This is a genomic window from Aeromonas sp. s3, from assembly GCF_040907805.1.
Classification (GTDB): domain Bacteria; phylum Pseudomonadota; class Gammaproteobacteria; order Enterobacterales; family Aeromonadaceae; genus Aeromonas; species Aeromonas dhakensis.
Genome location: NZ_JBFOCQ010000006.1, coordinates 254,972 through 277,054, shown reverse-complemented (window position 1 = coordinate 277,054; position 22,083 = coordinate 254,972). Strand labels below are relative to the sequence as shown.

The following is a 22,083-nucleotide window of genomic DNA, read 5'->3' as shown; positions in this document are numbered from 1 at the left end:
TGATGACAATCACACTGGAAGTAAACGGGGGTTGGGGATAAAATTTTGGCCTGATTGCAAACGCATCTATTTTTCATTACCTGATTGCCGGACATCACAGGATGCGCGGTCAGGTCCCAAGAGAGATCCCATGTCCATTAAAATCAAGACACCGGAAGAGATTGAAAAGATGCGCGTTGCCGGCCAACTGGCCGCCGATGTGCTGGTCATGATCGCCCCCCACGTCAAGGCGGGCGTCACCACCGACGAACTGAACACCCTCTGCCACAACTACATGGTCGACGTGCAGCAGGCCATCCCTGCCCCGCTCAACTACCATGGCTTCCCCAAGTCCATCTGCACCTCGGTGAACGATGTGATCTGCCACGGCATCCCGAACCACAAGAAGCTGCGCGAGGGTGACATCATCAACCTCGACATCACCGTCATCAAGGATGGCTACCACGGTGATACCTCCGCCATGTTCATCGTGGGCGAGACCACCCCGCTGCGCCGCCAGCTCTGCAAGGTGGCTCAGGAGAGCCTCTACGCCGCCATCAAGCAGGTGCGTCCCGGCATGTGCATCACCGAGATCGGCGCCGTGATCCAGCCCATCGTCGAGAAGGCCGGTTTCTCCGTGGTACGTGACTACTGCGGTCACGGCATCGGGGCCGAGTTCCACGAAGAGCCGCAGATCCTGCACTACCGCAACGGCGGCAAGCTGGAGCTCAAACCGGGCATGTGCTTCACCATCGAGCCCATGGTCAACAGCAAGAAGTACCACTGCAAGGTCAACCCGAAGGATGGCTGGACTGTGACCACCAAGGATGGCGGCGACTCCGCCCAGTGGGAGCACACCCTGCTGGTGACCGAGGATGGCTGCGAGGTGCTGACCCTGCGCCCGGACGACACTATCGACCGTCTCATCAAACACGGTTAACATCAAACCCCGGCCCCTCGCCGGGGTTTTGTTTTTATCAGCCGCAGGCCCCGCACGGCGGCCTGCGACAAGAGTGTGAGACGCCATGGACGCCAGCCTGCTTTCCCCCCATCTGCTGCCCGACGATCAGCTCACCCGCGAGAACTGCAAGGAGTACCTGAGCCGTTTTCTCGGCTGGCTGCACGCCCGCTTCGACGCCGGTGACAACATCATCGAACTGGTGGCCACCCGCTCCGAATACATGGACCAGCTGCTGACCCGGCTGTGGCAGAAATTCGGCTTCGACAAGACGGAGCTCACCCTGATCGCGGTGGGAGGCTATGGCCGCGGCGAGCTGCACCCCCACTCCGACATAGACCTGCTGATCCTCTACGAAGGGGACGAGCTGGACGAGGTGCTGGGGCTGCGCATCGGCGAGTTCATCACCCTGTTGTGGGATCTCAAGCTGGAGGTGGGCCAGGCGGTGCGCAACGTGCGCGAGTGTATCGAGCAGGGGCGCGGCGACATCACGGTCGCCACCAACCTCATCGAGGCGCGCTACATCACCGGCCGCGAGGCGGGCTTCCAGCAGCTCAAGGAGGCCACTGGCCCCCAGCACTTCTGGCCAAGCGAGCAGTTCTTCAAGGCCAAGCGCGAAGAGCAGGCCCAGCGCCATCAGCAGTTTCTCGGCACCGCTTACAAGCTCGAACCGGATCTCAAGTGCAATCCGGGGGGGCTGCGCGACATCCAGACCCTGGCCTGGGTGGCTCGCCGCCACTTCGGCGCCACCACCCTGTTCGAGATGACCAGCCACGGTTTTCTCAACCGGGCCGAGTATCGCGAGCTGCTCGACTGCCAGAATTTCCTCTGGAAGGTGCGCTTCGCCCTGCACATGGCCATCAACAAGGGCGACAACAGGCTGCTGTTTGACCGCCAGCGCACCGTGGCCCAGATGCTGGGCTTCGAGGGGGAAGGCAACGCCCCGGTCGAGCAGATGATGAAGCGTTTCTATCAGACGGTGCGACGGGTCTCCGAGCTCAACGAGATGCTGCTGCAGCTGTTTGACGAGGCGATCCTCGGCAACACTGCCATGGACGTGCGCCGCCTCTCCGACGAGTTCCAGCTGCGCGGGCGCCTCATCGATGCGGTGGATAGCGAGCTGTTCGGCCGCGATCCCGCCGCCATCCTGCGCCTCTTCTACCAGATTGCCCAGCACCCGGAGATTGCCGGCATCCACTCCGCCACTCTGCGCCAGCTGCGCGAGGCGCGCCGCAAGCTCAACTGCTGGCTGCAGGACCTGCCCGAGTGCCGCCGCCTGTTCATGGCGCTGCTGCGCCACCCCAACGGCATCGGCCAACCACTCAGCCTGATGCACAAATACGGCATCCTGGCCGCCTACCTGCCGCAGTGGAACCTTATCGTCGGCCAGATGCAGTTCGACATGTTCCACGCCTACACGGTGGACGAACACACCCACCGGCTGCTCAAGAACATCCACCAGTTTCCCAACCCGGCCAGCCGCCAGACCCACCCGCTCTGCCACGAGGTCTTCACCCGGCTGCGCAAGCCGGAGCTGCTCAGCATTGCCGCCCTCTTTCACGACATCGCCAAGGGGCGGCGCGGCGATCACTCCGAGCTCGGCGCCGTCGATGCGCTGGAGTTCTGCCAGCTGCACGGTCTGGATCGCTACGAGAGCCGGCTGGTCGCCTGGCTGGTGCGCCATCACCTGCTGATGTCGGTCACCGCCCAGCGCCGCGACATCTACGACCCGGACGTGGTCACCGACTTTGCCCAGAAGGTGCGCGACGAGCAGCACCTCGACCTGCTCTACTGCCTGACAGTGGCCGATATCTGCGCCACCAACGACACCCTGTGGAACGACTGGAAGGGCACCCTGCTGCGCGAGCTCTACTTCGCCACCCAGAAAGCCCTGCGCCAGGGGCTGGAGAACCCGCCTGACATGCGGCTGCGGATCCGTGAAAACCAGCGTCAGGCCAAGCAGTTCCTGGCCCAGCGCGATGTGCCGGAGGAGGCCATCAACCAGCTCTGGAGCGATTTCAAGGCCGATTATTTCCTGCGCCACACCCCGGAGCAGATCGCCTGGCACTGCCGCAAGATCATCGAGCACGGCGACAACCCAGCGCCGCTGGTGATCATCGGCAAGCACCCGACCCGCGGCGGCAGCGAGGTGTTCATCTACTGTCGCGACACCCCGAATCTGTTCGCCACCGTGGCCTCGGCGCTGGATCAGAAGAACCTCAACATCCACGACGCCCAGATCATGAATTCGCGCAGCGACTACGTGCTCGATACCTTCGTGGTGCTCGAACCCAACGGCGAGCCCATCAGCCCCAACCGCACCGCCACCATCAAGAAGGCGCTGGAGAAGGCGTTGCAGGAGCCGGGCAAGCTGGTGCTGCGCAGCAAGCCCCTGTCGCGCCGCCACCGCCAGTTCAGCGTACCGACCCGAGTGGTGTTTCTGCCCCACAAGGGGGAAAACCGCCACACCCTGCTGGAGCTGACCGCGCTCGACACCCCGGGCCTGCTGGCCCGCATCGGTGCCGTGTTCCAGCAGTGCGGCCTGTCGCTGCACGCCGCCAAGATCACCACCATCGGCGAGCGGGTGGAGGACTTCTTCAGCCTCACCACCCTGGCCGGCGAACCCCTGACCCAGACCGAACAGCAGGCGCTGGAGGAGCGGCTGGTCAATCAGCTCAACCCTGTGGAGAGTGCTGAAGGGTAGGCCCATGGCACCCCGGACCGGCCTCACAAGACCCCGTTTATCAGCCTGATTTTTCAGTCAGAACAAATGGTTGGGCCACTCGAGTACAATAAATCGCCGTTCTTGTGAAGAAATCGGCCCGGGCCCTTAAAAACAGTTGGAAAAGTGTGATACAACAAACGGAATTTTTTAAAGGAAACCTGTCATGACCGAGTTGCAACAGATCATCGAAGCGGCCTTCGAGCGCCGTGATTCCATCACTCCCGGCTCCGTCGATGCCGCCACCAAGGCCGCCATCCTGCAAGCCATCGACCTGCTGGATTCCGGCAAGGCCCGCGTCGCCGAGAAGATTGCCGGCGAGTGGGTGGTGCACCAGTGGTTGAAGAAGGCGGTGCTGCTCTACTTCCGCATCAATGACAACGGCATCATCAAGGGCGACGATGCCCAGTACTACGACAAGGTTCCCCTCAAGTTCTCCGACTACAGCGCCGAGCAGTTCAAGGCCGCCGGTGTGCGCGTCGTGCCCCCTGCTACCGCCCGCAAAGGCTCCTTCATCGCGCCCAATACCGTGCTGATGCCCTCCTACGTCAACATCGGCGCCTTCGTCGATGAAGGCACCATGGTCGACACCTGGGCCACCGTGGGCTCCTGCGCCCAGATCGGCAAGAACGTTCACCTCTCCGGCGGCGTCGGCATCGGCGGCGTGCTGGAGCCGCTGCAGGCCAACCCGACCATCATCGAGGACAACTGCTTCATCGGTGCCCGTTCCGAAGTGGTGGAAGGGGTGATCGTGGAGGAAGGCTCCGTCATCTCCATGGGCGTCTTCATCGGCCAGTCCACTCGCATCTATGACCGTGAAACCGGCGAGATCCACTACGGCCGCGTGCCGGCTGGCTCGGTGGTCGTCTCCGGCTCCCTGCCCTCCAAGTGCGGCAAGTACAGCCTCTACGCCGCCGTCATCGTCAAGAAGGTGGATGCCAAGACCCGCGCCAAGGTCGGCATCAACGCCCTGCTGCGTTCCATCGACGAGTAAGCGGTTTTGCTGTGATTCAAAGGGCGCCTGATGGCGCCCTTTTGATTTTGGCGCCCCTGTCACAGGCAAGCCACACCGGCTCGGTTAAGATAGACGTGACAGGATCGTTTCAAACCGAGGAAGCCTGATGTACGAGAATCTGAAGAGCCTGGGTATCCAGGATCCCGCCTCCGTCGACAGCTATACCCTGCGCCAGGAGGCCAACCACGACATCCTCAAGATCTACTTCAAGAAGCAGAAGGGCGAGTTTTTCGCCAAGAGCGTCAAGTTCAAATACCCGCGCCAGCGCAAGACCATGCTGGTCGATTCGGGCACCCATGAGTACAAGGATGTCACCGAGATCAACGCCAATCTGAAATACGTGGTGGACGAGCTCGACAACCTGACCCAGGGCGTGCACGTGCAGGCCGACCCGGACATCAAGCAGAAGATCTTGCGCGACCTGCGCCACCTGGAAAAAGTGGTGCAGAACAAGATCAGCGAAATCGAGCGGGATCTGGAAAAGCTCTAAACCGGTCTGATGCAGCAAAGGCGCCCACGGGCGCCTTTTTCATTGGGTCACACCAGACAGGCGCCATCAGGCCAGCCCCGCACATGCCCCGCCGCCCAAACGCGGCCCAGCAAAAAGGGAGGCTTGCGCCTCCCTTTTCGGAACTCGGAATGAAAGCAGGGATTAGTTGCTCTTCATCCAGATGTCCATGTCGGTTTTCAGGTTGTCGGACTTGGTACCGAAGATGGCTTGTACGCCAGAACCTGCAACCACCACACCGGCGGCGCCCAGTTTCTTCAGACCGGCCTGGTCAACCTTGGCCACATCCTTCACGCCGACACGCAGACGGGTGATGCAAGCGTCCAGAGAAGCAATGTTCTCCTTGCCACCGAAGGCAGTGACCAGTGCGGCAGACATCTCGTCCTTGCTCTGACCAACGCTCTCTTCAGCAGTTTCGTCTTCACGGCCCGGGGTCTTCAGGTTCATGGCACGGATGACCACGGTGAAGACCACGTAGTAGATGACGGCATAAACCAGACCCAGACCCACCAGCAGCAGCATGTGATCGGCACGCGGGGATTGCACCACGAAGTCGATGAAGCCGTTGGAGAAGGTGTGGCCGTGTACCACGCCCAGGGAGTTGGTCAGCACGTAGGCCAGACCGGCCAGCACGGCGTGGATGGCGTACAGTACCGGGGCGATGAACAGGAAGGAGAACTCGATAGGCTCAGTGATACCGGTCAGGAAAGAGGTCAGGGCGGCAGAGGCCATGATACCTACGATCTTGGCGCGGTTTTCCGGCTTGGCGGAGTGCGCGATGGCAAACGCGGCGGCAGGCAGACCGAACATCTTGAACAGGTAGCCACCGGCCAGCTGACCGAAGCCGTTGCCGGCAGCGCGGGAGGCGTCGTCAGCAGTCAGGAAGCAGGTCATGATGCCGTGTACGGTTTCGCCAGCGGCGTTGACACAGGTACCAGCCTGATAGAAGAACGGCACGTTCCAGATGTGGTGCAGACCGAACGGGATCAGTGAACGTTCAACCACGCCGTAGATACCGAAGGCCAGTACCGGGTTCTGGTTGGCAGCCCAGTCGGAGAAGGCACCGATGGCGGCACCTACCGGCGGCCAAATCACGGACAGGATCACGCCCAGACCGATGGAGACGAAACCGGTGATGATGGGCACGGCGCGCTTGCCGGCGAAGAAGCCCAGGTACTCGGGCAACTGAATCTTGTAGAAGCGGTTGAACGCCCAGGCTGCCACGCCACCGGCGAGGATACCACCCAGTACGCCGGTCTCGATGGTCTCGACGCCCATCACGGGAGCCATCACCTTCAGGGTGGCGCTCATGATGCCGTAGCCAACGATGGCAGACAGGCCGGATACGCCGTCGTTATTGGTAAAGCCGAGTGCCACGCCCACGGCGAACAGCAGGGCCATCTGACCGAATACGGAACCACCGGCCTGCTCCATCAGCTGGGAGACAATTTCCGGCAACCAGCTGAAGTGGGCAGCACCCACCCCCAGCAGAATACCTGCAACGGGCAAGACCGATACTGGCAGCATCAGCGCCTTACCGACCTTTTGCAGATTAGAGAAAGCATTTTTTAACATGTGTGCGCTCCTGAATGGAATGTCTTACCGTAGACGCTTCAGTCCAATTTATAGACGACCAAGAACATCATCTCTCATCGGCATGAATTCGACGCGGGTTTGTTTATTTTGACCAGCTGAATATAACCCAGCAGATCGCAAATATCTTCCATCAGGGGTAAGCGAATAAAAAATTTGGAGGGGAGATCACAAGATAATTTAGGCAGGAACCTTCGGCTAATTACAGCTATATTTCGGCATATTCATGCTAAACCAGAAATATGAAAAGTGCTGTTTCGCATTGTATTTTAGCCAATCAAAACAATACACCACGAAACACAATGTAACTTAATGTAACTATTTGCTGTTTTTTCTATTTTAGTCTACCGATTAAAAAGGCCTCCAACAAGGGAGGCCTCAAATAAATATTATTTTTTAAAGACCGGACAATATTCAACCTTTCTGGGAACGCTTGACCGCATCCACAAAGACCGATTTCGCCTTGGTCGAACCTGCCCGTTCCGCTTCGCTGACCAATCTCATCGCCTTGTCGATGTCACCGGCTTTCACCGCTTTCTCGATCTGGGATTGATAGAAGGCCTCGGTTTCGCTCAGCATGGGGGCACTGCTCTTGACTGCGCCGGCGGTCGCCAGGGGCACGACAAGCTTGTTTGGTGCCGTGTTGACTACCGGGGTGTTGGCATCAATCACATCCTGATAGACGGGCTTGTAATAGTTGCTCTCGGTTTTGACGCCACTCAAGTCCTCCACAGAGAGGCTGACCACGCCCCAGGGGGAGTGCGGAATGACGGGGTCTTTTTCACCATAATCAACCACCCCCAGCGACTTGGTCATCAGCTTGGAAGGGCTCAGAATGGTGGTTGTTTTGTCCAGACAACTCTGGTCTGTGTAGATCACCATGTAACTTTCGTTATTGGGGTTACCGACATAGGAGCGATCCACGGTAAACACAGCTTCCATGCGATCCCCCTGCAGCATGCGTGCAGGCTCGTACTTGAACACGTCGCTGCCCAACTTGCGGGTCACATTGAATTTGGAATCAAGCATCAAGACGGTTGGGTTGAACAGCGATTTGTCGATCAAGCCATCAACCGTGATGCGCAGGTCACCGGAGTTGACCGGCAACCGGAAGGCGGCGAAGTGGCTTTTCCCTTCGCTGAAAGCGTAAACGGGAGAGCTGCCATCAATGGGGATAAGCTTGGTTGCGCCCGGTTGTATGTCCTGAAACGGCAGACTGGAGACATCGCGACAGCAGCTGCTAACCGTAGCCAATTGGCTCATCGCAACGTCGCGATTTCCCATGATGGACTTGAACTCCTGAGTCGGCGCTACCGTCGTTTCCAACGTGGCGCACCCACCCAGCACAACAGAACAGAATACAGTCAAGGCTAATCTGGAATATCTCATCGCGTGACCCTAAGAAACGTGTTGTAAAAAAAGAGCCCCCGTCATGCGGGGGCACTTGCAGTCATGACGTCAACAGATTACCACCAAGCTTCAGCTTGAACACCGAAGTTCCAGGAATCGTCCTGTTTCACGCCATTGGCATCCGGGCGGAACTGACCGTCAGAATCCAGGTAGGAAGCGTAGACGCGGATTTCCGGACGGGCCCAGAAGCTGGAGCCAGCGGACCAGGCCTGAGCCAGGGTGTATTTCTTGCCGATGGTGCTGGTTTCGGTGCCATTGTTCGGCTTGTAGCTGTCATGGTGATAGCCAAGCTCGGCGATGGTCTTCATGGTGTCATTCCACTTGTACATCGGGCGAACGACAACGGAGAAGGTATCCTTGTCAGCGCTGTCATTGTCGATGTCACTGGCAGTACCGTAAACCAGCTGGTGACCAAACTCGACCTTGTCGCCAACCGGCAGCACGCCCCAGTTGATGAAGCGCCAGCCATCGCCCTTGGCGGCAGATTGGCTCAGGCCGCTGCCAGAACCGCTACCGTAGTCAACAGCCTGAGAGGCATAACCGTCGGCGAAATACTGAACCACGGTCTTGTTGAAGCCACCCAGCATGGATTGGGTCAGCTCGGCGGTCAGCATGTGGCCGTTTTTCTCGTAATCTTTGCTGCCCAGAGCCGCTTTCTGCTCATCGGTCAGGTTGCCGCGGGCGTAGTCATAGCCCAGCTCCAGGGAGCCGTCTTTCCACAGCGGGATACCAGCATAACGCAGGTCCAGTACGTCGGTATCAACACGCTTGTCGACACCAACACCACCTACAAACTGATCGTAATCTTCCCACGGGTCGTTACGCAGCCATGCAAAGGAGAGCTTGCCCGGACCAGCCTGGATGTTTTCTACACCAGCACCGGCACCAGACACATCCCAGTAGTAGAAGTCGGAGATGTGGATGTCGTGACGTTGATAGTAACGCTTACCGGCCCACAGGGTAGCTTCCGGCGCGAAGCCCAGCACGCCCTTGGCCTGGACGTTGAATTGACGCAGAGCAAAGTCGGCATCGCTGCCGCTGGTGCTTTCCCAGTCACGACCCTGCTGACCGGAAACCATTGCAAACATGGAGTCTACGTAGAAGGACTTGCCGTCCTTGTTGTAAGCCTCTTGACCCAGCTGAACTTCGCCGTAGGTCTCGGCTTCGTTGCCCAGACGACCGACTTTCTGTTTGCTGTAAGTTTGCAGGCTGCCGTTATCGGAAGTACCGACACCGGAACGCATGTAGCCGTGGAAATCAACGGCGAAGGCGGCTTGGGAAGCCAGGGCTGCGGTTACTGCTGCAGCGATCGGGAGCCACTTTGCTTTCATTTTCATTTTCCTTATTCCCGCTGTGAGGAGTGTGATCCTGAATATCCAAGTTCTTATCACCGTAAAAACGTTTGGGTGATAACCGAGGCCGATTATAGGTAGCCAATTTCGGGACAAACATGAGCTGATTCACAAAATGGCGACAAATCGCCCAGCATTGGCCGCAGAGGGTTTTATGAGATGGATATACGTAAATTCATGCAACAACTCACCAAATATCATGGTTTAAATGCAAAAAGATCCACCATGAAACCGCTACCAGCAATTAATTCGCTTCGAAGATTAAGTGATAAATATTCAAATTGATGACAAAAACATGACTGAAATCGCTTTCAATGGGGAACTTTTAAATTTGAGACATGTCAGCTGGCGCCGAAATAAATCACTGAGCAAACAAGGAACGGTTTGAAAAATAACCGGAGAAATAACGGGTAAATATGACCAGTTGAGGCTGGCCTGCCCCACAAAATAAATATCCCCGCCAGACGGACTGAACGGGGATCTATAAGTGATGAAAAAGAGTGGTCGCTAGAGTTTATTTAGCCAGTCATTGAGCCAGGCCAGCGCCACTTTTTCCGGTTCATCGTCGACGGTGGCATCTATTTCCAGGCGGGGCAGCAGAGGGCTGGCGCCAAGCTCCTGCAGCAGTCCATCGAGGTGGCGACCGGCGCCGCAGAAGTGCTCATAGCTGCTGTCCCCCATGGCGATGAGGGCATAACGCCACCCTTTCATATAGGGCGCTCGATCAGTCAGGGCAGTAGCCAGTGGTTGCAGATTGGGCGGAATGTCGCCCTGGCCGGTGGTGGCGGTGATGACCAGCAAGAATCGACTCGCATCCAGATCTTCCAGCTCGGCCTCCTCGAACACCCGACAGCCGTGTCCCGCCTGTTCCAGCCGCGCAGCCAGCGTCTCGGCCACCAGCATGGCAGCCCCGTACACGGTTCCCACCACTATATCTATCTGCACCATCACGACCCCCTTTGACCAACATGGATGCCCAGCATGCCACAGCGCGGAGTCAGGCAACACCCCGAACGCCTCAGTAGTCGCTCTCGCTGGCAGGCCAGCCCAGTGCGGCAAAAAGCTGCAGCACGTGTGACCCCAACGGGGCCTGGATGCGCATCGGCACCTTCAGCACCGGGTGCTGAAAGCTGAGGGTGCGAGCCACCAGCAGCAGGCGATCACAGCCATAGTGCTCGCGAAAGAAGCGGTTGTGGCGGCCATCGCCGTGGGTGGTGTCACCGACGATAGGGTGGAACAGATGATCGAGATGGCGGCGCAGCTGATGCTTGCGACCCGTCTTGGGAAACAGGCGGACCAGGCTGTAGCGACTGGTAGGGTGTTTCTTGGAAACCGCATGGGGCAGCTCGACCTGATGCAGGCGACGAAACGCGGTCACCGCCTCCTGGGCCGGACGATCCGGATCGCTCATGGCATCGGCGATCTTGTCCAGCTGCTCCTTGAGGGGGTAGTCGATCACCCCCTGCTCCGGAGCCCAGCCTCGCACCAGAGCCAGATACTCCTTGTGGACCTGACGAGCGGCAAAGGCTTCGGTCAGGGTGCGGGCCACGGCAGGATCGAGGGCAAACAGCAGCACCCCCGAGGTGGGTCTGTCCAGCCGGTGTACCGGGTAGACGTGGCGACCGCCGATGAGATCCCGGGTCATCTGCATGGCAAAACGGGTTTCGGCCTTGTCGAGCCAGCTGCGATGCACCAGCAGACCGGAGGGCTTGTTGACCGCCACCAGCCAGTCATCCTGGTAGAGCAGGGTCAGCTTCATCTCGCCGTCGTCTTGAGTGGTGCAAGCATCTGAACTGCCGCCCGTCTGCGTTTTCTTCTGATGACCCTGGGTCTGCTCGCTCATCATTGTTCGACCACTTTGCCGGAGAGCAGCAGATCGAAGCGGGCGATCAGGCGCAGCAGGGCTTCGACCTCGGCCAGCTCTTCCTTGTAGACTTCGCTGGCCATGGGATAGAGAGAGACGCTGCTGGGCAGCGGCGCCTGCAGCAGCACCAACTGCTCCATGCGCGGGATCAGCACGAACTGCAGCCACTGATCGAAGCTCAGGGTATCGACGCAAAACGGCAGCTCGCTGGCCAGGGCCTCTTCCCCCGGATGGGTCGCTTGCCAACGTTCCAGACGTTGCAGTTCGGCGGTCAGTTCGCCCAGCAGGCCGGCTACCAGCAGATATTGATTCATTGCGCTCTCTTCCTCATCACCACGTCCCCGGTTCGCGGTTCAGTCAACAGCAAACCGGGCTTTGCAAAAAAGGGCGCTACTATACACCCTCCCCCCCGCTCTCTGCCATGCCCCCGGCGGCCATCCGTACGGGTCGCCGCCGGCCGCAACACGCCTCCCCGCTGGCTATCTTGTGCCAGCGCCTTATAATCGGCCCGCATCACCCTTAGCCGGATCACCTCATGTCCACCATCAATACTCTGACTGACTTTCTGACCCAGGCCGATACCCAGTTTCAGCTGTTCGACATGGGTCGCCAGGTGCGGCCGCTGGCGAGCGACACCTTCGTGCGCATCGAGCAGCAGCAGGAGCCCTACCCCTGGCCCCTGCAGCAGCACGCCTGGCTCGGCGTCCACTTCTTCCAGCCGGCCGAGTCGCGCCACTACCTCTGGTTCCTCAAGTTTGCTCTCGACGAGCGCGGTCTGCTCATCTCGAGCGGCCCCAAGCACTTCATGGATCAGGTGGTGGAGACTCTGGGCTACAAGCTGACCGGCGAGCTCGATGAGGAGAAGGCCCAGCGGCTGGCCGAGAATCCCTACACCTTCCGCCCGGCCGAAGCCAAGATGGCCAGCCTGCACGCCAAGCTGGCACGCCAGCTGGAGCAGGCCCCGTCCGCCTATTACGACGGGCTCTGCCACTACCTGTCCGCTCCCTCTCCCGAGGGGTGGCAGACCCTCGGCGTACAGGGCTTTGCCGATCTGGCGGAGCGGCTGCAGGATGAGCGCAACCTGGCGCTGGTGTGCAAGGCGCTGCCGAAGCTGCCGCAAGAGCCGCTCTACGCCCTCTGCCAGAGCCTGGAGAACGCACCGCTGCCGCCGGCCGTACAGGGCGCCCTGTTCGAGCGCATCGGCAAGGAACAGGAGTGCGCCGAGCCCAACGCCGAGACCCTGGCCTACCTGTGTCGGGCGCTGGCCTCCTGTAACGGCAGCAGCATGCGTACCAACAAGCTGCTGACCCTGCTGCAAACCCAGCCGAGCCCCGCCCTGCTGCTGGCCATCGCCGGTCGGCTCTGGCCCGATCTGAAGGATGCCGCCCTGCTCAGCCTGTTCCTGGAGCAGCTGGCCCTGCAGCCGACCCAGTTCTTCAATCAGGTATTTGCCGAACTGGTGACCCTGCCGGCCCTGCGCAATGATATGCTGGCCAGACTGCGCGACCCCGAGCGCAGCGACGCCCTGGGCCAGGCCATCGGCCGCCTGTTCGCCTCGGCCTGATGATAGCGGCGCCCCGCCACCCTGGCGGGGCGCCGCCCGACACGGACACACCGCAAAAGGAGCCCGCGATGGGTGAAGTGCTCGCCATCTTGCTGCTGACCCTGGCTGCAGGTGCCTTCTGGCACCAGCGTCGCCAGGCCGAACTCGCCTGGCAATACATGCGCCGCTACTGCCAGCATCACGACCTGCAACTGCTGTCGCTGGCGCGCAGCCACCGGGCGCTGGCCCACCGACCGCTGCGCCTGCTCACCTATTACGAGTTCGAATTTTCCAGCGATGGCGAGAGCCACTACCTGGGACAGCTGCGCATGCAGGGGCTGCTGGTGGTCGGCGTTGACCTCCCGCCACATCGGGTACCCAGCCTGTAAATCTCCCTCCTCGGGGCGAGCCTATACTGTTCTGGAATGTCTTTTCGGAGAGATGAGATGGAGTTCCTGACCCACGATCTGGCCGCCCTGTTTGCCCAGCTGGGGCTGGCCAACGACGAGCTGAGCCTGCACCGCTTCATTCACGAGCACCGCCTCGACAACCAGACCCTGCTGCCGGAAGCCCCCTTCTGGACCAGCGCCCAGGCCAATTTTCTGCGCGATGCCCTGTGGAACGATTCGGACTGGTCGGAAACCATCGACGAGCTGGACGTACTGCTGCGCCGGCACGATTGACCCGCTTCCCGCTTTTCAGCCCCTCGCGCTTTGGTTAAGCTCTGTGCCCCGTCCAGCCCCTATATTCCCATGCCGTGCAGGAGCACTCATGTCAGCCCAAGAGATCATCCGCATCGCCAATGAACTGGCGGCCAAGGGCATCGCCCCCACCACCGCCATGGTCAAGGCCCGCCTCGGCCAGCCCGTTCCCATGGCCGAGTTGCTCAAAGTACTGAGCCAGTGGAAGCAGCAACCCGCAGCCGCCCCGGAAGTCGCCAGCCCGGCGCAGGAAGCCCCCGCTCCCGCCGCCGAGCCTACCCTGCTGCAGCTTGCCGAACGGCTCGAACGTCTCGAACGCAAAGTGGATCGGCTGACCGAGCTGCTGCTCCAGCAAGGGAAGCCGTGAGCCATGTACATCCTCGAACTCTGCTTTGAGTGCTACCGTGACACCTCGCTGGGCGAGGCCGAGCGGGCCATCGTCAACTACCTCGACATGCTGCGCTATCAGGGCCAGATCCTCGGCCGGGAGTTCCCCACCAGCATGCACGAGGGCTACTTCGTCAGCCGGGTGGTCTGCCCGGAGCAGGACAGCCTGCACCCCGACAACCAGAGCGAACAGGTCAAGCTGGCGGAGCAGGGCCTGCACCAGGCCGGGCTGCTCGCCCCCAAACTCCACCTGCAGGGGGCGGACCTGCTCTCTGACAGCACCGACCCCTGCGGCCATGATGGCGAGCGCCCCAGCTGGATGCTGCTCTATACCAGCTTCCTGCACACCTGCTCGCCGCTGCGCTGCGGCGATCACTTCGCCCCCATCCCGCTCTATCGGCTGCCGGCCGTCGCCAACGGCGACCACAAGCAGATCATCAAGTGGCAGGAGGATTGGGAGGCGTGCGATCAGCTGCAGATGAACGGCTCCATCGCCGAACATGCGGCGCTGCACGAAATCGGTGAGGTGGGCAGCCGCCTCCAGCGCCGTGGCAGCGATCTCGGCAAGCGGCTGGAAGCCCTGACCGGCATCCCCACCTACTACTACCTCTACCGGGTGGGTGGCCGCAGTGCGGCCGAGGAGAAGGCTCGCCCCTGTCCGGGCTGCGGTGGCGAGTGGGCGCTGGCCGAGCCCTTGCACGAGATCTTCGACTTCAAGTGCGATCCCTGCCGGCTGGTCGCCAACCTCTCCTGGGATTTCAAGGACTGAGCCCGGCGGTGAACCAAACAAAAACGCCTTGCCGGTCGGCAAGGCGTTTTTCATTGTGGCTGACGCCACTTATTGCGGCAGGGTCTCCAGCCGCTCCAGGAACGCGGGCAGAGAAGGCGCCAGCACAAACCGGCGGCCCGAGTCGAGCCACTCCAGCCACACCTGACCACTCTCGTTGTCGAGCGATACCAGCGTCATCTCGTTGCGGGTGGTGGCGATGAACAGGGAGGGGCTGCGCTTCAACTTGCGCAGCATCAGCAGGTGGCCGATGAGGTTCTCCTTGAGCAGGTCGAGATCCGCCTCGTTCCAGGGCAGCACAAACTCGAGCCGCAACCCCTTGTAGAGGCAGGGCACAGGGCGACTGAACCAGCCACCAAACAGGGCCTGCGCGGCCGGGTGCAGGGTCAGCTCGAGCGCCTCGTTCATCGCCGTGAAATCGGCGGGCTCGGCGCGCTGATGCGGGCGCCAGGCGACCCGGCCTTCCTTGGGTTCATCCAGCTCGCAGGGGGAGCGCCAGTCCGCCTCCCACTCGCACAGGGGCAGCCCTCGCCTCGCCTCGCCGTCGCGCTGCCAGCGCAAAAAAAAGTGTTCCAGGGCAGACAAGACTTGATCCGACATCGAAATTCCCCACAATTGCTGCCAAAGTCCGCTATTGCACCATCAAAGCCATGAGCAGACAAGGTGAAGCGCGGATCGCCAGCCGGCACTCCCCGCCTTGCCACCCCAAGCGGGGCCCATGCCTCTGCCATCGCCCATTCAACGTTCGAGTCACACAGATGAGCAAACAAGATAGATACGCCGGCGCCAGCGCCCTGCAGGGGCTGAGCCTCGGCCAGCAATCGGCCTACATCAGCCAGTACACCCCGGCCCTGCTGCAGCCGGTGCCCCGCAGTATGAACCGCGACGACCTCGGTCTTGGCGGCGAGCTGCCGTTCCAGGGCTGCGACGTCTGGACCCTGTACGAACTCTCCTGGCTCAATGCCAAAGGCAAACCCATGGTCGCCGTCGGCGAGATCTCGGTGCCTGCCACCAGCGCGAACCTCATCGAATCCAAGTCGTTCAAGCTCTATCTCAACTCCTTCAACCAGACCCGCTGCGACTCGCTGGAAGCGGTGCAGGCCATGCTGGTCAAGGATTTGAGCGCCTGTGCCGGCAGCGATGTGAGCGTCACCCTGTTTCCGCTGGCCCAGGCTCCGCACCACATTGCCGCCCTGCCGGGCGAGTGCATCGACGAGCAGGATATCGAGGTGGACTGCTACGAGTTCGATGCCGACCTGCTGCAAGGTGCGGCCGGCAGCCTGGAGGTGGAAGAGACCCTGCACAGCCACCTGCTCAAGTCCAACTGCCTGGTGACCAGCCAGCCGGACTGGGGCTCCGTGGTGATCCACTATCGCGGCCCGCAGCTGGACCGGGAAAAACTGCTGCGCTACCTCATCTCGTTTCGCCAGCACAACGAGTTCCACGAGCAGTGCATCGAGCGGATCTTCACCGATCTCAAGCACTTCTGCGCACCGAGCCAGCTGACCGTCTACGCCCGCTACACCCGCCGCGGCGGACTGGACATCAACCCGTTTCGCAGCGACTGGGAAGTGGTGCCGGCCAACCTGCGCCTGATCCGGCAATAATCCGCAGGCCCTGCCCCCGTCGCTCTGCGCCGCCAGCGCCCGGATAACGGGGCTGGCGCGCAATCTGTCAGTAAACTCTGGACGCACGGGGGCGGGCTTGGATAACATGCCCTCACTCCCGTGCTGCCCTTAATCCAATGAATCAACTGTTTTTTCTGGCAATGATGATGTCCTCCCTGTCCGCTCCTGATCTGGATCTGGCCAAGGAGCAGTTGTCCATCGATCTGCAACAGGCCCAGACCCTGGTGCTGACCGATCCTGCCAGATGCGTGCAGATCACCTCCGCCTTCCTTGCACGCACGGCCAATAATCCCAAGCAAATCATCAGCAATCGCCAGGAGTACGGCTACCGTGAGCCGCTGTTGAGCTATGGCACCGCCGCCCAGGCCACCGGTGCCCACCTGCTCAAGGGGGAGTGCCTGCTGCAACTGGGCCAGTTCCAGGCCGCCCAGAAGTCCCTCGATCAGGGCATCGCCATGGCGGCCAAGGAGCAGCAGCTGGAGCTGCAGGCCCACGGCCTCTACCTCAAGATCCGCAGCCAGAACCTGCTGGAACGCTCCCACGGTGCCAGCAGCGGCCTGCTCGGCCAGCTGGAGACCCTGCTCAGCACCCCCAGCCTGAAAGAGAGCCAGCTGCAGGTTTACAGCCGGCTGTTGCGCACCAATGCCAGCATGGAGGCGCACCAGTTCGACGAGGCCAAACGCCAGCTGGCCGAAGCCCGCCGCTGGGCGGATCAGACCAAGAACCCGCTGGCCAGCGCCTGGGTCAGCGCGGTGAGCGGCGATCTCTACCACGCCCTCAAGCAGCCGCAGCTCTCGCTGGGCGACTACATCGATGCCCAGCAGCAGGCCAGGGGCCTGCAGGATCCCCTCTTCCTCGGTCTGCTGTCGAACCAGATAGTGAACCTCTATGAAGAGGAGCAGGAGCCGCAGAAGGCGCTGCAATATGCCAATGAGGCAGCCAACTACTTCCACGCCCTCGGCAACCCCTCCCTGCTGAGCGACGCCCTCATCGTGCTGGCCCGCCTCAATCGGGAGCAGGGCGAGATGAACATGGCGCTGGTCTACTTCTTCAACGCCCTGGATCTGCTGGACGAGGGCACCAACCGCACCCGCATCGCCAACCTCAAGTATGAAATTGGCAAAACCTATCTGGAAACCGGCAACCTGACCCTGGCCCGCAACTACCTCACCGCGGCCCGCCAGTCCCACGAGCTGGGGGATGACAAGGAGCCGCTGATCGACACCCTGCTGCTGCTGGGCGAGCTGCACCTCAAGCAGAAGGAGGCGGGCATCGCCATCCTGCAGCTGGAGAACGCGCTGGCGCTGGCCAACCAGATCGGCGACACCCAGCGCCAGTTCGAGATCTTCCGTCTGCTCTCGGCGGCCTACGAGCAGAAGGGCTATCTGCAACAGGCGCTGGAGAGCTACAAAAACTTCCACCAGCGCAGCGAGCAGGTGCGCCAGCAGCAGGTCGATCTGGAGCAGGAGGCGATCCGCGACAACTACGCCCAGGTGGAGCGTGAACAGCAGATCAAGGAGCTGGAGCAGCAGCTCAGCACCAGCAAGCATCAACAGGATCGCTACCTCTGGTCGAGCGTGATAACCGGCCTGCTGCTGACCCTGTTCATCTACCTCTTCTTCACCCTCTGGCTCAAGCTGCGAGTCGCCCGCCTGCAGGGCAAGCAGCTGGGCGAGGCGCTGCTGCTCGAGCCACGCACCGGGCTGGCCAACTGGCAGCGACTGATGAGCCGCTGGCCGCGGGAGATGGCCAAGCGCCAGCAGCGCTCCGAGCGCTGGTATCTGAGCGAGCTGCCCAGCAGCGAATTTGACGACAAGCTGCACTACCTGCTGTTTCGGGTCCCCTTCCTAGTCAACAGCCTGGAGCAGCACGGCTATCAGGTGAGCCGCGAGATAGAGCAGGCCTTCGGTGCCTACGTCAACGGCCTCACCCCGCAGGATGGCCGCATCTACGACCTTCGCGAAGGCCATCTGCTCTATGTGGTGCCCCAGCGTCATGTGGAGGATCTGCACCGGCTGGCCCGCGAGCTGCTCGCCGCACTGGCCGAGTTCCCTTGCCAGCATCCGCTCGATCGCCACATCAGCCTCGGCATCGTCAGCCACCCCTTCCTGCCCAAGGCGGCTACCGCCCTCGATCATCACGGGCTGTTCGACCTCTGCTATCTGGCGCTGGCAGGAGCCATTCAGCTCAGTGAAAAATCCCAGCAAAGCGTCTGGTTGGAGCTGGCTGCCATCGATTGCCAGCAGGCCGCATTTTTTAATGGGGATGTGTGGCAATGCTGCTTGATGGCAATTGACAAGGGACTGGTAAAAGTAAATTCTTCTCATGAAAAGCAATGGGTTAATTGGCTTCAACTTTCACGGAAGAGAGTGCCGGTTGATCAGTGACGAATAGATAATCAACTGGGTCTGGAACTGGGTTCGACCGCTGTTGCTATCCAACACAACAACGATAATGACAACAGGGCGACCTGAATAATGAATGATATCGCTGCCGTAGCCGGACAACTGGCCAGACTCAGGGAATCCCTTCAGCAAAAACAGCTGGAGCTGGACGGCATTGTCTCCTTCTCCGATACCGAGCGCGCCCGCAGCATCCAGTTCATCGCCAAGCTGATGCAGGCCTGCCGCGGTCACGACCGGGAGCTGGACAACAAGCTCGCCAAGCTCAAGCAGAAACTCGACGGCAACCCGCCGCTCTCCTCCCTCGACGCCGATCTCGCCATCATCGAGAAGCTGCTGCAGCAGCACGGCAACGCGCTGGAAGAGTCCATCTCCCTGACCAGGTCCGCCATCGAACTCGGCTCCAAGCAACTCAAGGCGATCAAGGGCTTCCCGGAAGATACCCGCAAATCCCTCAAGGAGTTTCTGGCGAGCCCGGATGGCTATGGCATCGGCGATCACCAGAAGAAGGTGATCCGGCTGCTGGAGTTCTACCAGCAGGCCATCAAGATCCAGCTGTTGCCCAGCCAGCCTCTGCTGGCCCAGAGCAGTCAGCCTGAGGCGGTCACCGATCTGGCCGCCCCCGAGCCGGATGCCCCCTTTGACGTCAAGATCCACGCCCACATCGCCGACGAGCTGCAGCGGCTCATCACCGAGCTCGACTTTGCCGGTGCGGTGGGCGAGAGCCTGGCGGACATTCGCCGCCAGCTGCTCAATGGCATCACCCCTCCCCTTCTGGCCGAGATCTGCCTGCAGGTGATAGAGCTCATCATCGAGGGCACCCGCGAGGAGCGCAAAGCCTCCCAGGCGTTTCTCAGCACCCTCAACGAGAGCCTCTCGGCGGTCCACTTCAGCTTTACCGAATCCCTCGACGAGGGGCGCGCCCTGCAAAGCGCCACCCTGGATACCCGCAAGGCCATCGACAGGGAGCTCAAGGCCATCGACCATACCCTGGCCAGCCATGACACCATTGATGACCTCAAGGGGGCCATCTCCGGTCACATGGGGGCCATCAACCTGCTGCTGCAGGACAGGGAGGCCATGGCCGCCCGCGAGCGCCACCTGCTGACCCGCCTCTCCACCATGGAGGCCAAGCTGCGGCTGATGAAGGAGGAGACCGCCGAATACAAGAAGCGGCTCACCATCCAGAAACACAAGCTGTTCCTCGACAGCCTGACCCAGGTGCACAACCGGGCAGCTCTCGACGAGCGGCTCGAGCTCGAATACAAACGCTGGCTGCGTTACAACACGCCGCTGTGCCTGGCCATCATCGACATCGACCACTTCAAGCACATCAACGACAACTACGGCCACATGGCCGGTGACAAGGCGTTGAAGGTGGTGGCCAAGGCGCTGCAGGGTGCCCTGCGCGACACCGACTTCATCGCCCGCTTCGGCGGCGAGGAGTTCGTGGTGCTGCTGCCGAACATCAACCCGGACAAGTTCCAGAAGCCGCTGGAGACCTTGCGCCAGACCATCAAGAGCATTCCGTTCCGTTTTCGGGATGCCAGGGTCGAGATCACCATCTCCATCGGTGCCACCCTGTTCAGGGAGGGGGACCACACCACGGATGCGTTCGAGCGGGCCGACAAGGCACTCTACAGCTCCAAGAACTCGGGTCGTGATCAGGTCAATCTGGCCTGATAGGCGACTAAAAAAGCAGCAAACGCACTTTCCCCCTATTCCCCTGCCCCACCGCTTACATCTACTATCAAATTCAAGGGATGCCACAGGGCATCCCGTTTTCTCCCCAGGGAAAAGCACAACGATAACAAGCGAGTGAAAGGGGAACCTATGATTACGCACATCAATCCAGTCGGCAGCATGGACTTGCTGTCCCAGCTCGAGGTGGACCGCCTCAAGCAAACCGCCTCCAGCGATATCTATCAACTGTTTCGCAACTGCTCGCTGGCGGTACTCAACTCCGGCAGCCATACCGACAGCTCCAAAGAGATACTGGAGCGCTTCAAATCCTTCGATATTCATGTGATCCGGCGCGAGCGCGGGGTCAAACTCGAGCTGTTCAACGCCCCCGAGCACGCCTTCGTCGATGGCGAGATCATCCGCGGCATTCAGGAGCACCTGTTCTCCGTCCTGCGCGACATCCTCTACGTGTCGACCCAGCTGGAGTCCAACCGGCTGGTCAACCTGACCAGTTCCACCCACATCTCCAACGTGGTGTTCGCCATCCTGCGCAACGCCAAGGCGATCCTGCCTGGCGCCGATCCCAATCTGGTGGTCTGCTGGGGCGGTCACTCCATCAACGAGATCGAGTACCAGTACACCCGCGCGGTAGGCAGCGAACTGGGCCTGCGTGAGCTCAACATTTGCACCGGCTGCGGTCCGGGTGCCATGGAGGGCCCGATGAAGGGCGCCGCCGTCGGCCACGCCAAGCAGCGGGTGCGCAACGGCCGCTACATCGGTCTCACCGAGCCTTCCATCATCGCCGCCGAGCCGCCCAACCCCATCGTCAACGAGCTGGTGATCCTGCCGGACATCGAGAAGCGGCTGGAGGCCTTCGTGCGCCTCGGCCACGGCATCATCATCTTCCCGGGCGGGGTCGGCACCGCCGAGGAGCTGCTCTACCTGCTCGGCATCATGATGCACCCGGCCAACGAGCGGCAACCCATGCCCATCGTGCTGACCGGCCCGAAAGAGAGTGCCGACTACTTCCGCGCCATCGATGACTTCGTCAAGGCGACCCTGGGGGAGGCGGCCACCAGCCTCTACCGCATCATCATCGGCGATGCCCCCGAGGTGGCCCGGGTGATGAAGGAGGCGATGCCGAAGATCCGCGAATACCGCAAGTCGGTAGGGGATGCCTACTCCTTCAACTGGTCCCTCAAGATCGAGCCGGAGTTCCAGCTGCCGTTCGAACCGGATCACGCCAACATGGCCAGCCTGGATCTGCACCGCAACCAGCCGCCCCAGCTGCTGGCGGCCAACCTGCGCCGTGCCTTCTCCGGCATCGTCGCCGGCAACGTCAAGGAAGGGGGCATCCGCGCCATCGAGAAGAAGGGGCCGTTCAAGATCCATGGCGACAAGGAGCTGATGCACCTGATGGACAAGCTGCTGGAGAGCTTCGTCAGACAGCAGCGTATGAAGCTGCCGGGCAGCCAGTATGTACCCTGCTACGAAATCGTGCGCTGACGGGCAGCACAGATGAAACGAGGGGCGCATGGCGCCCCTTTTTTA

Annotated in this window: 20 protein-coding genes; 13 read left to right on the top strand and 7 right to left on the bottom strand. The window is 61.0% G+C overall.

Annotation, left to right across the window (positions count from 1 at the left end; all coding sequences use genetic code 11):
- Positions 1-130 precede the first annotated feature (130 nt).
- The 4 genes from map (at position 131) to AB5Y98_RS01995 (ending at position 5,164) form a co-directional block, all read left to right on the top strand.
- Complete coding sequence (gene map / locus AB5Y98_RS02010) at positions 131-919, top strand: type I methionyl aminopeptidase (protein WP_017787795.1); 789 nt, start codon at positions 131-133, stop codon at positions 917-919.
- A gap of 85 nt (positions 920-1,004) precedes the next feature.
- Positions 1,005-3,641: a bifunctional uridylyltransferase/uridylyl-removing protein GlnD gene (glnD, locus tag AB5Y98_RS02005; protein ID WP_005303472.1), complete on the top strand. Its 2,637-nt coding sequence runs from the start codon at positions 1,005-1,007 to the stop codon at positions 3,639-3,641.
- A 184-nt stretch (positions 3,642-3,825) separates the two neighbouring features.
- Positions 3,826-4,653: a 2,3,4,5-tetrahydropyridine-2,6-dicarboxylate N-succinyltransferase gene (gene dapD, locus AB5Y98_RS02000; RefSeq protein ID WP_005303473.1), complete on the top strand. Its 828-nt coding sequence runs from the start codon at positions 3,826-3,828 to the stop codon at positions 4,651-4,653.
- A 127-nt stretch (positions 4,654-4,780) separates the two neighbouring features.
- Positions 4,781-5,164 (top strand): DUF3461 family protein, encoded by a 384-nt coding sequence (locus AB5Y98_RS01995; protein ID WP_005303475.1) that lies wholly within the window; start codon positions 4,781-4,783, stop codon positions 5,162-5,164.
- 162 nt (positions 5,165-5,326) lie between these two features.
- Here AB5Y98_RS01995 and ptsG read toward each other — a convergent pair whose 3' ends face one another.
- The 6 genes from ptsG to AB5Y98_RS01965 all read right to left on the bottom strand — a co-directional run bounded on the left by ptsG (position 5,327) and on the right by AB5Y98_RS01965 (position 11,715).
- The gene (gene ptsG / locus AB5Y98_RS01990) at positions 5,327-6,757 is read right to left on the bottom strand and encodes a PTS glucose transporter subunit IIBC (RefSeq protein ID WP_005303477.1); all 1,431 of its coding nucleotides are present in this window, start codon (positions 6,755-6,757) and stop codon (positions 5,327-5,329) included.
- Positions 6,758-7,189: 432 nt separating this feature from the next.
- Entirely contained in the window at positions 7,190-8,059 is an 870-nt protein-coding gene (locus AB5Y98_RS01985; protein ID WP_368231219.1) for a MalM family protein, read from the bottom strand.
- A 182-nt stretch (positions 8,060-8,241) separates the two neighbouring features.
- The gene (locus tag AB5Y98_RS01980) at positions 8,242-9,516 is read right to left on the bottom strand and encodes a maltoporin (protein ID WP_010634786.1); all 1,275 of its coding nucleotides are present in this window, start codon (positions 9,514-9,516) and stop codon (positions 8,242-8,244) included.
- Positions 9,517-10,044: 528 nt separating this feature from the next.
- Entirely contained in the window at positions 10,045-10,485 is a 441-nt protein-coding gene (locus tag AB5Y98_RS01975; protein WP_005303481.1) for a flavodoxin, read from the bottom strand.
- A 70-nt stretch (positions 10,486-10,555) separates the two neighbouring features.
- Entirely contained in the window at positions 10,556-11,383 is an 828-nt protein-coding gene (gene truC, locus AB5Y98_RS01970; protein ID WP_244364866.1) for a tRNA pseudouridine(65) synthase TruC, read from the bottom strand.
- Complete coding sequence (locus AB5Y98_RS01965) at positions 11,380-11,715, bottom strand: YqcC family protein (RefSeq protein ID WP_005303485.1); 336 nt, start codon at positions 11,713-11,715, stop codon at positions 11,380-11,382. Before AB5Y98_RS01965 ends, truC begins: the two co-directional genes overlap by 4 nt.
- A gap of 221 nt (positions 11,716-11,936) precedes the next feature.
- Here AB5Y98_RS01965 and AB5Y98_RS01960 point away from each other — a divergent pair, with 221 nt between their 5' ends.
- The 5 genes from AB5Y98_RS01960 to AB5Y98_RS01940 all read left to right on the top strand — a co-directional run bounded on the left by AB5Y98_RS01960 (position 11,937) and on the right by AB5Y98_RS01940 (position 14,801).
- A complete protein-coding gene (locus tag AB5Y98_RS01960; protein WP_017784025.1) occupies positions 11,937-12,965 on the top strand; it encodes a DUF3549 family protein in 1,029 nt (342 codons plus the stop codon).
- 68 nt (positions 12,966-13,033) lie between these two features.
- Entirely contained in the window at positions 13,034-13,333 is a 300-nt protein-coding gene (locus tag AB5Y98_RS01955; protein WP_368231218.1) for a DUF3301 domain-containing protein, read from the top strand.
- A 57-nt stretch (positions 13,334-13,390) separates the two neighbouring features.
- A complete protein-coding gene (locus AB5Y98_RS01950; RefSeq protein WP_005303490.1) occupies positions 13,391-13,627 on the top strand; it encodes a DUF2789 domain-containing protein in 237 nt (78 codons plus the stop codon).
- An 88-nt stretch (positions 13,628-13,715) separates the two neighbouring features.
- On the top strand, positions 13,716-14,012 hold the full coding sequence (locus tag AB5Y98_RS01945) for a DNA-binding protein (RefSeq protein WP_219326308.1): 297 nt from the start codon (positions 13,716-13,718) through the stop codon (positions 14,010-14,012).
- Between the two features lie 3 nt (positions 14,013-14,015).
- Entirely contained in the window at positions 14,016-14,801 is a 786-nt protein-coding gene (locus tag AB5Y98_RS01940) for a Zn-ribbon-containing protein (protein ID WP_042009249.1), read from the top strand.
- Positions 14,802-14,870: 69 nt separating this feature from the next.
- Here AB5Y98_RS01940 and syd read toward each other — a convergent pair whose 3' ends face one another.
- Positions 14,871-15,419 (bottom strand): SecY-interacting protein, encoded by a 549-nt coding sequence (gene syd / locus AB5Y98_RS01935; RefSeq protein WP_368231217.1) that lies wholly within the window; start codon positions 15,417-15,419, stop codon positions 14,871-14,873.
- A 158-nt stretch (positions 15,420-15,577) separates the two neighbouring features.
- On the opposite strand from syd, the gene queF reads away from it, so the two are divergent.
- From queF to ppnN, 4 genes are all read left to right on the top strand, one after another.
- The gene (gene queF / locus AB5Y98_RS01930; RefSeq protein ID WP_368231216.1) at positions 15,578-16,426 is read left to right on the top strand and encodes an NADPH-dependent 7-cyano-7-deazaguanine reductase QueF; all 849 of its coding nucleotides are present in this window, start codon (positions 15,578-15,580) and stop codon (positions 16,424-16,426) included.
- Positions 16,427-16,563: 137 nt separating this feature from the next.
- On the top strand, positions 16,564-18,834 hold the full coding sequence (locus tag AB5Y98_RS01925; RefSeq protein ID WP_368231215.1) for a hypothetical protein: 2,271 nt from the start codon (positions 16,564-16,566) through the stop codon (positions 18,832-18,834).
- 90 nt (positions 18,835-18,924) lie between these two features.
- Positions 18,925-20,532, top strand: a complete 1,608-nt coding sequence (locus tag AB5Y98_RS01920) for a diguanylate cyclase (protein WP_368231214.1) — start codon at positions 18,925-18,927, stop codon at positions 20,530-20,532.
- Between the two features lie 150 nt (positions 20,533-20,682).
- The gene (gene ppnN / locus AB5Y98_RS01915) at positions 20,683-22,038 is read left to right on the top strand and encodes a nucleotide 5'-monophosphate nucleosidase PpnN (protein ID WP_017764101.1); all 1,356 of its coding nucleotides are present in this window, start codon (positions 20,683-20,685) and stop codon (positions 22,036-22,038) included.
- Positions 22,039-22,083 lie beyond the last annotated feature (45 nt).